A 13902-nucleotide genomic window follows, 5' to 3' on the forward strand; every position below is an offset into this window, starting at 1 on the left:
AGTAATATCAACGTCGGCGAAGCGAAAGTTCCGTGCCGACTCAAAAGTTCCTTGTCCGGTCACTCCCAACCACCCTATATGCCGAGAAAAGTCCCACCGACGCGCGAAGGGTGGTACGCACTCCACGACTTCCGAACCATCGACTGGAACGCGTGGCGAGACGCTCCCGAGCGAACCCGCGAGAACGCACTGGCCGATGGCGTCGAGTTCCTTCAGGCACACGAAAACGTCACCGACGCAGACGACGGGTCGTCCGCCGTGTTCAGCGTCATGGGGCACAAAGCCGACCTGTTAGTTGTTCACTTCCGTCCGGAGATGAGTGACCTCGACACCGCGGAGCGAGCGTTCGAACGAACCGGTCTTGCCGACTTTACCGAACGAACCGACTCCTACGTTTCCGTGACGGAAGTCGGCGGCTACACTTCCGACGAGATGGTAAAAGACCCCGAGGACATCGAGGACACGGGGATGGCACGCTACGTGGCGAGCAAACTCTATCCCGATATCCCGGACGCGGAATTCATCTGTTTCTACCCGATGAGCAAACGCCGAACCGGAGAGGACAACTGGTACGACACGCCGTTCGACGAGCGTGCCGAGATGATGTCGAGTCACGGCGAAATCGGCAAGGGCTACGCCGGGAAAGTCACACAAATCATCACGGGAAGCATCGGCATGGACGACTTCGAGTGGGGCGTCGACCTGTTCAGCAATGACCCGACCCACATCAAAGACCTGCTGTACGAGATGCGCTTCGACGAGGGAAGTTCGCGCTTCGCGGAGTTCGGGTCGTTCTACTTCGGACGGCGCTTCCCGCCCGAAGACCTCCCGGCGTTCATGGACGGCGAGGAAGTCCCAGTTCCGGAGGATGCCCATCCCCACGGCGATGCGCACGCACATGGTCACAATGACGAAGGCGCGAGTCTGCACCACGGTGGTGCCCACGGCGAAAGTGGACACGGCGAAGGCGGCCATCACCACGAAAAATCCGAAGACGAGGACGACGAGGCCGAAGACATTCGTGGCGAACTTGAAGACCTCGACATCTACGCCGGCCAGCCTCACGGCGAAGACGTGTATGCGATGGTGCTCTACTCCGAAGCCGATGCGGACGAGCTGTTCGACGAGGTGGACGGTCTGCGCAAGAACTTCGACCACTACGACACGCACGTGAAAACCGCAGTGTACGAAGGGGACGACCGCTCCGCAGTCGTGAGCATCTGGAAGACCCAGAGCGCGGCGGAGACGGCGGGTGGCTTCCTCGCCGACCTCCCCGGAATCGTCGCCCGGGCTGGCGAGGAAAGCGGATTCGGCACGATGGGCATGTTCTACACCGTCAAACCCGAACACTGTGAGGACTTCGTAGGGAAGTTCGAAACCGTCGGTGGCGTCCTCGAAGATATGGAAGGCCACTTCGACACCGAACTGCTGGCAAACCACGAGGACGAAAACGACATGTTCATCGCCAGTCAGTGGCGCTCGAAGGAGGACGCGATGACATTCTTCCGCAGTGACGCGTTCAGCGACACGGTCAGTTGGGGCCGGGATATCTTGGCTGATAGGCCTCGGCACGTCTTCTTGGCGTAGAATCCTTCTCGTATGGGTTGCGTTTGCAGGGTTCGGCGTCTGGTTGACCTATGTTGCTTCGATGCGTGGGACGTTGGTGTACATGCTCGGCGACACGCTGGCGAAGGTGTTCGTCGCCACTGGATTGGCGAACGTCGCGCTCTACGTTATCGCCAGAGGAGTTTCGCTGGGAATGCGAGAGGAGCCGTATCCGTGATGAAACCGCAGAATCGGTCGAGTTATTGTGAAAACAGTGTAGTTCAGCGTTGTTTCAAAAGTAGCGCTCGCTGACGCTCGTTTCAGTTATTCACCAGCAGAGCAAACCTTGACGAGCCATTCCTTCACTCGGGAAGAGCAACCTCTTCCGGAGCGAGGGAATCGGTTGGGGAGTGTGTGAGATACGAGGTCGCAGAGCGACCTCGACTGCGAGCGGTGTAACCGCGAGCGCGGGTGCGGTTGCGGTTTCATTGGAGTCGGCACCACTGGCAACCCTAGAAACACACGAGAGAATCGGAGTAGAAAGGAGGGAGCTAAACAGCACAAAATGATATCAAACAGTGCAAGACGACCCGCGGATTGAGTTCCTTCGAAAGCGCGGAGTGAAAGTGAACGATGGCCACAAAGAACTAACCTCCGTCATTCGATTTTCCAGTAGAAACGATGGCGGGAAGAAGTCACACTCTCCGCCGGAACCAAAACCCCCATGCCCTCGGAAGGGGTACTAACATATAAGAAAATAGAGAGTGAATTAAGTATATGACAAAGCGACACGTTACGCTCCCCGAGTCCGCCGAGGCGGGCGTTCGCGGGTTCATCGACGAAGTGGACGAACGGCTTGCCAGCGACGAGGATACTTGCAGGGTCGTCAATGAAGTGCTCATCGACCTCCACGGCGACCGCGATGCCTACGAGGCGTGGCAGAACGGCGAACCGGTGTCGAACGCCGAGCGCGTCCGACTCCAGAGCTACGACCCCTGTAACTCCACGCTGGAGAGCGAGTATTACGCCGAAAAGGACGAAGAGAAGTTCCGAAAATCGAAGCACCTCCAGTGGCTTTGGCGGCAGTTCGACGCGACGCCGATGGCCGACAACGTCGAGTTCGCCCTCCGCTTCCGCGAGATGCTCGCAAACCACCTCTTCGAGGAAGCGGGCAACAACCTCCGTATCTTCAAGGGCGTCACGATGACTTACGGACACAACATCACGGTCGGCGACAACACCGTCATCCACGACGACGTTCATCTAGACGACCGCGGGAAGTTGACCATCGGAAATCGATGTTCCATCAGTGACGGCGTCCACATCTACAGCCACGACCACGACCTCATCGACCAGACCGAGGTGACGAACTTCCACACCATCATCGAGGACGACGCGCGCATCACCTACGACTCGATGATTCGAGCAGGGTTGAAAATCGGCGAGGACGCCATCGTCGGCGCACGTGCGGTCGTCCAAAGCGACGTTCCGGCCCACCACATCGCGGTCGGCATGCCCGCGAAAAGCATCAAAATAAAGCCCGGGTGGGAGGACGAAGCGGTTCCCGTGGACGACGTCCCGCCGACGGAAAAGGAGTCGCGGCGAATCGATTCCGAACTGCCCGACGACTTCGAGGTGTTCGACGAGTTCCAGCGCGACTTTGACCCGTCGAACTAACCCGACACCACACCGTTTTTCTCCTGTGGGGTCGTGGAGCGGATTATGCGACGCCGCACGTACCTGCGGACGATGGCGCTCGGCATTACCGGACTTGCCGGGTGTATAAAATCGTCCGGCAGTGCGACGCAAACCTCGACCGCGAATATGGAACCGGGAGTGCGCGTCAAGACGGTCGCCATGAACCTCGAAGTGCCGTGGGGGAATGCCTTCGATTCCAGCGGCGACCTCTACCTCACCGAACGACCGGGACGGATTCGCCTCATCCGCCCGAACAGCAACGAAGTCGTCGCCGACATCACCGACCAAATCGCCCACAGTGGCGAAGGAGGACTCCTTGGATTCGAGTTCCATCCGAACAACGAAAACCTCGCATACACCTATCAGACCTACGACGGACAGGCTGGACTCCGAAATCGAGTGGTGCGCCACCGTGTCGGCAATGAGTTCGAGCGCGAGCAAATAATTCTGGACGACATTCCCGCCTCGTCCAACCACAACGGCGGCAGACTCGCCGTTCACGACGATGCACTGTACGTCACGACGGGTGACGCCGGGAGCGGAGAGCGCGCACAGGACGAAGAATCGATGGCGGGAAAAGTTCTCAGACTGACGCTCGACGGAACGCCACATCCCGACAACCCGTTCGGAAACGAAGTGTTCACCTACGGCCATCGTAACCCGCAGGGCCTCGCGTTCCGGGACGGAACGCTGTTCAGCACCGAACACGGCCCAACCACGGACGACGAAATCAACGTCCTCGAAGCGGGAAACAACTACGGGTGGCCGACCGTCACCGGAAAAAGCGGGAAGTTCACCGACCCGATTGCGACGTATACGCCGACCATCGCGCCCGGCAGTGCGACGTTTTACAACGGCCCGATTTCCCAATGGCAGGGCGATTTCTTTTTCGGAACGCTCGCGGGCCAACATCTCCATCGAGTTCGAATCGACGGCAGGAACGTGGTCGAACAGGAGCACCTGCTGGTAAACGAGTACGGCCGTCTCCGGACTGTGTTCACCGGACCGGACGACCATCTCTACGTAATGACCAGCAACCAAGACGGACGGTCTGCGGGGCCGGCACCGCAGGACGACCGAGTGCTCAAACTGCAACCGGCGTAACCGCAGCTATGTTTTTGTGGTGATAAAAAACCGCACGTAACGAGCATCCACAAACGACCAGTTTCGCGACTAATCAACGAACGTTCTAAATTCTCCGGACAAATGTGTGCGAAGCTACCAAGTATCATGACGTCGTATGCCATACTGTAGCATGAACGTCTGGGGGTGGATCATCCTGTACGTCGTTCTCTTCGCTGGACTACAGCTACTCATCTATCGGTTCCTGCGGAGCGACGAGGACTCGCCGCTCCTCCAGTCCACGCCAGCGAGTTCCGAGCGACGTGCGCCGGATGATATTCGAAAAGAAAGCGTTCTAGAAGAGTTCAGTGAGGTCAACGAGGCCGACCCGAGCATTCGCCAATGTCCACACTGCGGAACGGAAAACGGTGCCGAGTACACCTTCTGTCGGGAGTGTATCGGACCACTCGGCGTGTGGTAGCGGCGCGTACTAGCCACGCTTTTGCCGTCCGCGTCCCCACGGAGAGCTATGCCCCGCGCCGTCGCCATCAACGTCGCCGCTAACACCAACCAGCCCGGCGTCCGTGGTCCGATCTTTTCGGACGGGAGTTTCGAGTACGTCCCGATACCCGAGTCGGAGCCGACCAAACGGGAAGTGCCGACGTACGCCGACCTCGACCTCTCGGTCGAACTGCCCGAGGGTGCAAAGAAACTCCCCGTGCATCTCGACCCGGAGTTTGCGGAGTATCCCTGCTGTCAGCGATACACCTACGGAGACCCCTTCGGCGTGAAGGCCCAGCCTCTGCTGGAACTGGACAAAGGAGATTACGTCTTCTTCTACGCGACGCTCTCGACGGCAGAGGGTCTGGAGGACGAGTCCGTGGAGTCGAAACACGAGTGGATTACTCCAGACTGGGGGACGTACATCATCGGCCAGTTTCGGCTCGCCCGGGAGCCGATTTCCGGCGAGAAGTTTTCAGGGTTGGCGGATGGGGAGAAGGAAACCTTCGCGAACAATGCCCACGTGAAACGCGAGAAATTCGACGCCGAGGTCTTGTTGGAGGGTTCGGAAGGGGAATCGGGGTTGTACGAGCAAGCAGTTCCACTGAGTAGTTCCGAGGCGGGGGTGGAGGCTAATCGGATTGTGACCGAACTATCAAGTGATTCTGGAAAAGGACCGTGGTGGCGCAGGCCGATGCGGTTTGACGACGCTGAAACGAGAGAGCTATTCACAGTGTTTGAGACCCAAGATTTCGGACGCTGCTTTGGAGACGAACCGTAACCACCGGTCGCGCGTAGCAGGTGATTTTATGCTGATGGAATGTAAATCGTTCTACAATCCGTGAATTTGACACAGTTGGCACATCGTCCCTATGTGTCGAATAGAGATACGACCAGGATTGGCTCTCCGTCGTGACGAGAGCAGATTCGGTTTAGGCGTCACATTCGACAGATATTTTCAGCACCCTGACAGAAAATGACAACTTCCGTTCGCCACCATCTCGGAACAAAACAGTGAGAACGGCTATCAAAATGACAAATTACAAACCACATGACGAAAGCCAGGAACGACAAGCGACCGTTCTCAGGAGAATCTATCGTGTCATTGCGGACAAAAACGAAACGTTCGAAGGGAAGGTAGAGGAACTCCTCAAAATCGGCCGCGAAACACTCGGGACGGAGTACGGAGCGCTCTCCTACGTTGAAGACGGCGACTACGTATTCGAAACCGTCCACGACCCGAGCGAGGAAACGACGGCTGGCGACGTTGTTCCTCTCGAAGAGACGAACTGCGAGCGTGCCATCGATACCAAACAGACGCTCGTGTTGGCGGACATCGAAACCGAAGCGCCCGAACTGACCTCCCGTGCGGGATTCACCGACATGGGAGTCCAGTGCTACATCGGAACACCGGTCGTAGTAGACGAAGACGTCTACGGAACCTTTTTTCTACGGCCGAACGGTTCGTGGAAAGAAGTTCACCGACTGGGAAATTACGCTGGTCGACATAATGGGGCAGTGGATCAGCTACGAACTGGAACGCGAACAGCGGGAAACCAAGCTCATGCGGCAACGAAATCACCTCGACGATTTCGCTAACATCGTCGCCCACGACCTCCGAAATCCGATAAACGTCGCGCAAGCGTACATCGAGTTTGCCCGGGAAGAACCCGAAAACCGAGAGGAGCACTTGGACGGCGTGGAAACCGCACTGAACCGAATGGACGTTCTCATCGATGACGTGCTATCGCTTGCTCGTATCGAGCAACAGGAACTCGACTCCAAAACGGTCGATCTCCGAACCGTTGTCGATGATGCGTGGACAACCGCCGCGACGGAGTCCATTTCCCTGTCGGTCGAGGACACACTGGTATCAGTCGTTGGGAGTCATAGCCTCCTCCAGCAGGCGTTCGAAAACCTGATTCGAAATACCGGCGAGCATGCGGATTCGGAAGCCACGGTTCGAATCGGGCTATTGGACGATGGCTCCGGCTTCTACTTCGAGGACGACGGGCCGGGGATACCGAACCGGAAATCCAAACGAGCATTCCAGACCGGATTTTCAACCGGCGAGGACGGAACCGGGTTCGGACTCAGCATCGTCAAAGAAATCGTTGAAGCTCACGGCTGGTCGATTACGGTGACGGGAGGAACGACGGGCGGTGCACGATTTGAAATCGAAAACGTCCAGTTCGTGTGAAAATACGTTTCTTGAAATTCTATTCTTCTCACGGCCGTTCGTCACGGACTGCGCCGACCGGGAGTTGAACCCGGGCTATGAGCTTGGGAAGCTCATGTCCTGCCACTAGACCACCGGCGCATGTCACTCACTTCGTTCGTTCCATGCGCCGAGGATCACAAATCCATCGGATTTGCTCACCACCGGCGCATTCGAACAATTCGAACGTTACTACACCCCGACACCACTTCAACGTAGCGCCATCCGACATTCGTCCAGAAATTCGGCGTAGGCGGGGAGGTTTTAGTCATCAGCAACCCAACACCCGGTCATGATAGACCTCGAACTTTCGGCGTCGGAACTCGACGCCCATCGCGAACACATCACCGAGTTCATCAGCAAGCAGGTCGCGGCGGCGGGCACTGACTCGGCAGTCCTCGGGCTATCGGGCGGTATCGACAGCACGCTGACGGCCTATCTCGCCGCGGAAGCCCTCGGGCGGGAGAACCTCCATGGCCTCATCATGCCCGGCGCGGTGAGCCGGGAGGATAACATGACCGACGCGGAGTGGGTCGCTCAGGAACTCGAAATCGCCTACGACGTGTTCGAAATCAACCCCATCGTCGACCAGTTTCTCAACGCCTACACCGAAGCGGAGGGCGACCAGATGGCGGTGGGCAACGCCCGTGCCAGAACACGAGCAGTGCTGAACTATCTCGTTGCCAACCACCAAGGGGCGCTGGTGCTCGGTACCGGAAACCGAACCGAGGCGCTCGTGGGGTATTTCACGAAGTACGGTGACGGCGCGGTCGATTGCCACCCCATCGGCAATCTCTACAAACAGCAGGTGCGCCAACTCGCAAGACACGTCGGCGTCCCCGACGAGTTGGCAGAGAAGGAAGCCACTGCGGGACTCTGGGCCGGTCAGACCGATGAGGAGGAGTTGGGCATCGACTACGACACGCTTGATGCGGTGCTGGCACTCCACGTCGATGGCCCGCTTTCGGTCTCCGCGACTGCTCGACAGGTTGCTGGCGTGAGCGAGGAAAATGTCGAACGAATCGGGACGATGTTCGACCGAAGCGAGCACAAGCGTGCCGTCCCGCCAGCACCGGAACCGCTGTAATTTTTCTCTCCATTACTCGCGCCGAGCAGCGATGTCCTCGGCGTGTTCCGCCACGAGTTCGCCGAACGCTTCGGCCTCGCGGGCGGCCTGCACTCCCGACGACGCGGAATCACGGACGCGCGCTTTGACGACGGCGAGTGCGTCGGGGGCGTTATCCGCGATTTCCTCGGCGACCCCCCGCGGGTCGTCGGTGATGCGCGAAACCAGCCCCATTCTTCGTGCTCCCTCCGCGCCGACGACCCGACCGGAGAGTGCGAGGTCGAGTGCATCGCCCAATCCGACGATTTCGGGGAGTCGAACGGTTCCGCCCCATGCGCCGAAGATACCGAGTTGAACCCCCGGTTCGGCGAACGTCGCGTCCGGTGTGGCAACCCGAATGTCGCAGGCGAGTGCGAGTTCGACTCCGCCGCCTCGCGCGAAGCCATCGATTCCGGCGACGACGACGCTTTCGGTGCGTTCGATTACGTTCGCAACGCGTTGGCCGTGTTCCGCGAATCCCTCCGCCGATTCTCGGTTCAATCCCGCGACGACATCGAGGTCGGCACCGGCGCAGAACGCGGTGCCTGCCCCATGGAGGTAGACGACGGGTCGGGTGGCGGTTTCAACGGCATCCGCGAGGTTGGAGAGTCCCTCGGGAGTGAACGCGTTGCGGGATTCCGGCCGGTCGATGGTAATCGTTCTAATTTCCGGAGCGTCGGTTACACGAATCATACTCCCAGTTGGCGACGCTTTCCAAAGGTCTTTGGCAGTTCCGTCGTAAGCCCCAATAATGGAAGAGGCCGTCCGGGCGCGCGGGTCAGCGCGCGAGGCTGTCGAAGATATTACGCCAGCGCAACTCCGCAATTACATCGACGGGCTGCTGGAGTCGTCAGGTATCGTCCCGGGTGTTCTGACGTTGCTGAGCGTTCGAGCAGTCGGAAACGATGTCGATACGAGCGAAGTCGAGCGTCGTGCCGCAGGCGTCCAACTCATCTACGAAGGATTGCAACTCACGCGAACGCTGGCACACGACGAACCGTGGAACGCGGAATCGCCGCACACCGAGAGCAACATCGCCGTCCTCGCGGCGGACGTGATGGTTTCCCGTGGATTTTCGCTCCTCGCACGGACGGAAGCCGCCGACACGGCGGTACAGACCGTCAAATCGTTCGGTCGCGACCAGACTGACGGACAGGATGACCACGCCCTCGAAACGGACGTGTTCGAACTCGCAATCGTCGCCGGAACGACTGCGGCGGGTCGGTCACGCCCTGTCGGAACCCGACAATACGCCGAACAGCTCACCACCTCGGTCAGCAACCACGAATCGGAGACAACACTGCCGGACGATACGGAGGAGGTTCTTGGGAAATTGTCACGACGGCGACCGAGTCACGTGGACGAACCCACGTCATACACTACCGACCCCTGACGCGAATCGAAACGCCTAAAGACGCTTCCGTGTGTAGAAATAGATGCCCGCGCCTGGGTAGCTTAGCGGTAAAGCGCGTCCTTGGTAAGGACGAGAGCCCGGGTTCAAATCCCGGCCTAGGCTTTTTCGATTTCTTACCTTGAACAGCGGAGCAGTCGTCCTGTTACGTCGATTTGGGGAGAATATAATACGAAATATGAAAATAATATATAAAAACATAAAGTATATTTTTATTAAGTGATAAATAAAGCGGTTTTTGACCACCTTAGTACACTTATAGGAAATGATGGAGAGGACAGTTCGAACGGTGACGCTGGCAACGATGGTGATCAAGACGACGGGTCGAACGGCGACCAGCAGAACGACGAAGACGACTGCTAAGGACGATCACCGAGTTTCTTTTTTGATACCACTTGCGACCCATACGAGCGAAAGCCATCGGTAGCAACCGTCGTATCTCACTATGGTCAATGCTAAAGGCAGTTGGTACGACAGCTAGAACGGAGAGTCTAACTAACTCACACGGGAACACCGATACGGAATACATCGTCATCTTGGCGAGCTGAGTTCTGCTTCCGTTTCTATTTTATTATCATCTATTCTATATGTATGAATAGATGATGAATAATAGATATATACAACAATTTAACATAATTATAGGAAAGATAAGAGGGTCAGAAAGCTCTATCCGCATGCCCTCAGACAACAGGCGAACGTTTCTGAAAACGATCGGTGTGACTGCTGGCGCAATGAGTCTCACCGGAACCGGTGTAGTCCTCGCTCAGCAAGACGACAACGATAGCGACGACGATGAAGGTGAGCAAAAATCGACGGGATGGACGACGTATCGCGGCAACGTCGGACGAACCGGAGCAACGGCTGTAAGCGGCCCAACTCCACGCGCGACGACGGATTGGTCGATAGACCTCGACGGAAAGGTGGAATACGTCGAACCGGTGGTCGTCGATGGGACGGTGTTCCTCGCCGTTCGAACCAGCGGTTACGAGGAAAGTGAAGGCTACGTCGTGGCGTACGACGCGAACACGGGTGAACAAAAATGGAGGCGGGACGACCTTTCGAGACCGGACAATCCAACCGTAGTCGATAGTACCGTGTACGTCGGGACGGACGGGTACAACGATAAGGGTGAAAACGCCTCCTACGCACTCGATGCCGAAACCGGCGAGACGAAATGGAAACTGGCGAAACCGCAGTATGGCACCCCGGTCGTCGTTGACAGACGGGTGTACACGGGTGCAGAATCCGCTCACGACGCCGAAACCGGAGATGTCATCTGGGACAAGCCGGGGCTCTCGACTGATGTGTTCTACGGAAACGAGACCCTCTACTACGATAGCGGAACGGCTCGAAATCCCGAAGACGGGTCGGCATACTGGACCGACACCCTACACAACAAAGAGGAGTTCGCGGTCGAAGGCGGATTGGTGTATGCCACCTACTGGGATTCCGAGGATAACAGCGATATCTTGGCGAGGTCGGGAGACGACAGGTCGCAAGTCTGGACGCACGAGACCAAGCGAGGAGGAAGCACATTCGACTCGATTACCGTCGGCGATGGGTCGGTATACTACACCGAATACGAGGAAGGTTACATCCTGAGAGCGCTCGACTCGAAAACGGGCGAGGTACAGTGGGAACACGAATTGGACGTGAACATTACGAGTCCACCGACGCTGGCCGACGGCATCGTCTACCTCGGCGGCCAAGTTCCGTCCGAGGACGACATGGGTGAGGCGCTTGTGATAGCGGTTGATGCGAACACCGCAGAGCACAAATGGACGTACACGTTCGGCGGCGACGACTTCGATGGGTACGGTTCCGCGGCGGGAGCACCCGTCGTCGTGGATGGGCGAGTGTACGTAGCGACGCACCCCACGGATGGCGACTGGGAGCAAAAAGACCCGTTCGATGGAACCCTTCACGTTCTCGAATACAGCGACGAGGAAGACGGTTCGGACGGACAAGCGCCGGAAGCCTGCATCGAGGCGACGCCGAACCTCGACGACCTCGACGCGGGCGACACCGTGACCCTCGAAACTTGCTCCACGTGTTACACCGACGAAGGGCCGAAACACGAGTGGGATACGGACGGCGATGGGGAGTACAACGAAACTGGCCACTCCGTCACGGTGACGGTTCCCGACTGTGAATCGCTCGAAGTAACGCTCCGCATCACCGACTCGGGCGGGGACACGGACACGGAAACCGTCGTCATCTCCAGGAACTGACCCACCACACTAACGTTTTTGTGCTCCCTGCGCCTTTGCATAGCCATGCGATTTGTTATCGTGGGCTCTGGCCGTGTGGGATTGCGAACCGCTCGGGTGCTGACCGAGGAGGGGCACGACATCATCATCGTCGAAGACGACCCCGACAAGGCGGAACGAGCGCGCAAGGAGGGGTTCGAAGTTATCGAAGGGGATGGGTCGGACGAGAACGTGCTGACGGAGGCCGGGCTTGACTCGGCGGATGCGGTCGGCGGGTTGACCGGCGACCTGAACGTCAACTTCGCGGCCTGTATGGTCGGCAAACACCACGGTTGTCGAACCGTCATGCGTATCGACGAGGATTACCGGGAGGATATTTACCACAAGTTCGCCGACGACGTGGACGAGGTCATCTATCCCGAACGTCTCGGCGCGGCAGGTGCGAAGACGGCCCTACTCGGCGGTGATTTCGACGTTATCGCGGATTTGACCGCCAACTTGCAGCTGACCACGATGACGATTCCGGAGAACTCGCCCCTCATCGGGACGCACGTCATGGCGGTCGAACTGCCGACCGACGCGCGAATCTACGCCCACGGACGCTCCCGCGAACGGATGACGATACCGCTCCCCGGAACGTCGCTCGAAGGCGGAGACCGTGTCGCGCTCATCGCCGCACGGGATGCGCTCCCGGCAGTGCGAGAGCAACTACAGGGTTCCGCATAGCTCTTGAGTCGAGTTGTGCGACGCTATCGAGTTCAGTATAAAGGAAAAACGATTGGGCAGCGCGGGGTTCTAGGGTCGTCCGGGACGAGAACTTTCGTGGGGAGATTGGTGACACTGTAACGGGAAGCCAACCCGCCGCCAGAGCCCCCGGCCCCGCCGGAAACCCACCGCGAGACTGCGACACGCTTCGCGCCCAAGCCGTCGGGCGCAACTCTACGAAAGAGCGGGTACCTCTTTGTTATGAACTGTTTGTCGGGAGTACAGGAACCGTTTGTAGCTATCAGGACACGTCTACGTAGGGGAAATAACTGCCTGCCGCCGGAAAGGGGAGTGTTGAAGTGGAGGGGGGGTGGGAGAGCGGGGTAGGGGAGGATGTGGGTGGTGTGCCGGGCGCGCGGAGTGGGAGGATGGGAGAGAGGTGTGCGCGCCCGGTTTCGACTGGGAAGGGCGATAACTTAAAACCGCGTCAGACGACCGTGAGACGCTTCCGCTACCACCGATTTCATGGTCTCGGCGTGAGGATGACACCTATGCACGGAACTGGCGTCCCACTGCTAACACCGTTTGACGACGAAGGAAACCTACAAGAGACCGACCTCCGCGAACTCGTCGCGTGGGTCGAAGACCGCGGGGTGGATTTCATCGTTCCCTGCGGGTCGAACAGCGAGGCGGAACTGATGAGCGTCGAAGAGCGCAATCGCGTTACCGAAATCGTTGCAGATGAATCTGACGTGCCCGTTCTCGCGGGGACCGGCCATCCCGGCCTCCGCGAGACGCTCCGCCAGACGAACCTCGCGGCGGAGGCGGGAGCAGACGCCGCCCTCGTGGTAACGCCTTTTTACTTCAGTCACGACGACGACACGTGGATCGATTACTACCGAACCGTGGCCGACGAGAGTCCGGTTCCGGTGTACCTCTACAGCGTTCCTGCATACACGGATGTCGCCCTCTCGCCGGAAGTGGTCGGCGAACTCGCCGACCACGAGAACATCGCCGGGATGAAAGATTCGAGCGGCGATCTGACGCGATTACAGCGAGAGCGCGCCCGCACCGAAGATGCCGATTTCAACCTCCTCGTCGGCAGTGGGAGCATCTACGCCGCCGGACTCGACGCCGGTGCCGATGGGGGTGTCCTAGCACTCGCGAACGTCGCCCCCGAACGCGCAAGCGAAATCTATCGGCTTCAGCAAGGTGGCCACGACGAACAAGCCCGGCAGTTGAACGCCCAGCTGATCGAACTGAATCGGGCGATTACGGCCCAGTACGGCGTTCCGGGCGCGAAGGCGGTCATGCAAGCGCGCGGCGCACCAGCAGGTGCGCCGCGCCGACCGCACCACCCGGTGAGTAGTTCGGTTCGGGAGGAACTCGAAGAACTGGCGCAAGCCGCGGAGCACTGAGAGAAAGACACTTCGCTGTCGGGTGTCTG

General features: G+C 58.6%; 15 protein-coding genes and 2 tRNA genes. 15 read left to right on the forward strand and 2 right to left on the reverse strand.

Features of this window, described 5'->3' with window-relative positions; translation table 11 throughout:
- Positions 1-78: 78 nt before the first annotated feature.
- The 8 genes from ACN2TU_RS11330 (at position 79) to ACN2TU_RS11365 (ending at position 7006) form a co-directional block, all read left to right on the forward strand.
- Complete coding sequence (locus tag ACN2TU_RS11330) at positions 79-1587, forward strand: heme-binding protein (protein WP_435155417.1); 1509 nt, start codon at positions 79-81, stop codon at positions 1585-1587.
- Positions 1588-1648: 61 nt separating this feature from the next.
- The gene (locus tag ACN2TU_RS11335; RefSeq protein WP_435155419.1) at positions 1649-1783 is read left to right on the forward strand and encodes a hypothetical protein; all 135 of its coding nucleotides are present in this window, start codon (positions 1649-1651) and stop codon (positions 1781-1783) included.
- Between the two features lie 539 nt (positions 1784-2322).
- Positions 2323-3222, forward strand: a complete 900-nt coding sequence (locus ACN2TU_RS11340) for an acyltransferase (RefSeq protein ID WP_435155420.1) — start codon at positions 2323-2325, stop codon at positions 3220-3222.
- 45 nt (positions 3223-3267) lie between these two features.
- Complete coding sequence (locus tag ACN2TU_RS11345; RefSeq protein WP_435155421.1) at positions 3268-4347, forward strand: PQQ-dependent sugar dehydrogenase; 1080 nt, start codon at positions 3268-3270, stop codon at positions 4345-4347.
- A 136-nt stretch (positions 4348-4483) separates the two neighbouring features.
- Complete coding sequence (locus ACN2TU_RS11350; RefSeq protein ID WP_435155423.1) at positions 4484-4786, forward strand: DUF7577 domain-containing protein; 303 nt, start codon at positions 4484-4486, stop codon at positions 4784-4786.
- Between the two features lie 48 nt (positions 4787-4834).
- A complete protein-coding gene (locus tag ACN2TU_RS11355; RefSeq protein ID WP_435155425.1) occupies positions 4835-5587 on the forward strand; it encodes an Nmad3 family putative nucleotide modification protein in 753 nt (250 codons plus the stop codon).
- 251 nt (positions 5588-5838) lie between these two features.
- The gene (locus ACN2TU_RS11360) at positions 5839-6405 is read left to right on the forward strand and encodes a GAF domain-containing protein (RefSeq protein WP_435155426.1); all 567 of its coding nucleotides are present in this window, start codon (positions 5839-5841) and stop codon (positions 6403-6405) included.
- Positions 6317-7006: a sensor histidine kinase gene (locus ACN2TU_RS11365; RefSeq protein WP_435155427.1), complete on the forward strand. Its 690-nt coding sequence runs from the start codon at positions 6317-6319 to the stop codon at positions 7004-7006. The genes ACN2TU_RS11360 and ACN2TU_RS11365 overlap by 89 nt, the downstream gene beginning before the upstream one ends.
- A 49-nt stretch (positions 7007-7055) precedes the next feature.
- Here the strand turns inward: ACN2TU_RS11365 and ACN2TU_RS11370 are convergent.
- A tRNA-Gly gene (locus tag ACN2TU_RS11370) sits at positions 7056-7126 on the reverse strand.
- Between the two features lie 190 nt (positions 7127-7316).
- Here ACN2TU_RS11370 and ACN2TU_RS11375 point away from each other — a divergent pair.
- Entirely contained in the window at positions 7317-8111 is a 795-nt protein-coding gene (locus tag ACN2TU_RS11375; protein ID WP_435155428.1) for an NAD+ synthase, read from the forward strand.
- 12 nt (positions 8112-8123) lie between these two features.
- Here ACN2TU_RS11375 and ACN2TU_RS11380 read toward each other — a convergent pair whose 3' ends face one another.
- Positions 8124-8822 (reverse strand): enoyl-CoA hydratase/isomerase family protein, encoded by a 699-nt coding sequence (locus tag ACN2TU_RS11380; protein ID WP_435155429.1) that lies wholly within the window; start codon positions 8820-8822, stop codon positions 8124-8126.
- Positions 8823-8880: 58 nt separating this feature from the next.
- Between ACN2TU_RS11380 and ACN2TU_RS11385 the strand changes: the two genes are divergently transcribed.
- The 6 genes from ACN2TU_RS11385 to ACN2TU_RS11410 all read left to right on the forward strand — a co-directional run bounded on the left by ACN2TU_RS11385 (position 8881) and on the right by ACN2TU_RS11410 (position 13873).
- A complete protein-coding gene (locus ACN2TU_RS11385) occupies positions 8881-9522 on the forward strand; it encodes a DUF7114 family protein (protein ID WP_435155430.1) in 642 nt (213 codons plus the stop codon).
- Between the two features lie 51 nt (positions 9523-9573).
- Positions 9574-9645: transfer RNA gene (locus ACN2TU_RS11390), tRNA-Thr, on the forward strand.
- A gap of 114 nt (positions 9646-9759) precedes the next feature.
- A complete protein-coding gene (locus ACN2TU_RS11395; protein WP_435155432.1) occupies positions 9760-9903 on the forward strand; it encodes a hypothetical protein in 144 nt (47 codons plus the stop codon).
- Positions 9904-10214: 311 nt separating this feature from the next.
- Positions 10215-11771: an outer membrane protein assembly factor BamB family protein gene (locus ACN2TU_RS11400; RefSeq protein ID WP_435155434.1), complete on the forward strand. Its 1557-nt coding sequence runs from the start codon at positions 10215-10217 to the stop codon at positions 11769-11771.
- A 45-nt stretch (positions 11772-11816) separates the two neighbouring features.
- Complete coding sequence (locus ACN2TU_RS11405) at positions 11817-12476, forward strand: potassium channel family protein (protein ID WP_435155436.1); 660 nt, start codon at positions 11817-11819, stop codon at positions 12474-12476.
- 530 nt (positions 12477-13006) lie between these two features.
- A complete protein-coding gene (locus tag ACN2TU_RS11410) occupies positions 13007-13873 on the forward strand; it encodes a dihydrodipicolinate synthase family protein (RefSeq protein ID WP_435155437.1) in 867 nt (288 codons plus the stop codon).
- Positions 13874-13902: the final 29 nt, after the last annotated feature.

The organism is Haladaptatus marinus, assembly GCF_051194195.1.

Coding starts and splice junctions, on each gene's coding strand:
- ACN2TU_RS11330 (WP_435155417.1), top strand. CDS start 79: ATGCCGAGAAAAGTCCCACCGACGCGCGAAGGGTGGTACGCACTCCAC.
- ACN2TU_RS11335 (WP_435155419.1), top strand. CDS start 1,649: ATGCGTGGGACGTTGGTGTACATGCTCGGCGACACGCTGGCGAAGGTG.
- ACN2TU_RS11340 (WP_435155420.1), top strand. CDS start 2,323: ATGACAAAGCGACACGTTACGCTCCCCGAGTCCGCCGAGGCGGGCGTT.
- ACN2TU_RS11345 (WP_435155421.1), top strand. CDS start 3,268: ATGCGACGCCGCACGTACCTGCGGACGATGGCGCTCGGCATTACCGGA.
- ACN2TU_RS11350 (WP_435155423.1), top strand. CDS start 4,484: ATGCCATACTGTAGCATGAACGTCTGGGGGTGGATCATCCTGTACGTC.
- ACN2TU_RS11355 (WP_435155425.1), top strand. CDS start 4,835: ATGCCCCGCGCCGTCGCCATCAACGTCGCCGCTAACACCAACCAGCCC.
- ACN2TU_RS11360 (WP_435155426.1), top strand. CDS start 5,839: ATGACAAATTACAAACCACATGACGAAAGCCAGGAACGACAAGCGACC.
- ACN2TU_RS11365 (WP_435155427.1), top strand. CDS start 6,317: ATGGGGCAGTGGATCAGCTACGAACTGGAACGCGAACAGCGGGAAACC.
- ACN2TU_RS11375 (WP_435155428.1), top strand. CDS start 7,317: ATGATAGACCTCGAACTTTCGGCGTCGGAACTCGACGCCCATCGCGAA.
- ACN2TU_RS11380 (WP_435155429.1), bottom strand. CDS start 8,822: ATGATTCGTGTAACCGACGCTCCGGAAATTAGAACGATTACCATCGAC.
- ACN2TU_RS11385 (WP_435155430.1), top strand. CDS start 8,881: ATGGAAGAGGCCGTCCGGGCGCGCGGGTCAGCGCGCGAGGCTGTCGAA.
- ACN2TU_RS11400 (WP_435155434.1), top strand. CDS start 10,215: ATGCCCTCAGACAACAGGCGAACGTTTCTGAAAACGATCGGTGTGACT.
- ACN2TU_RS11405 (WP_435155436.1), top strand. CDS start 11,817: ATGCGATTTGTTATCGTGGGCTCTGGCCGTGTGGGATTGCGAACCGCT.
- ACN2TU_RS11410 (WP_435155437.1), top strand. CDS start 13,007: ATGCACGGAACTGGCGTCCCACTGCTAACACCGTTTGACGACGAAGGA.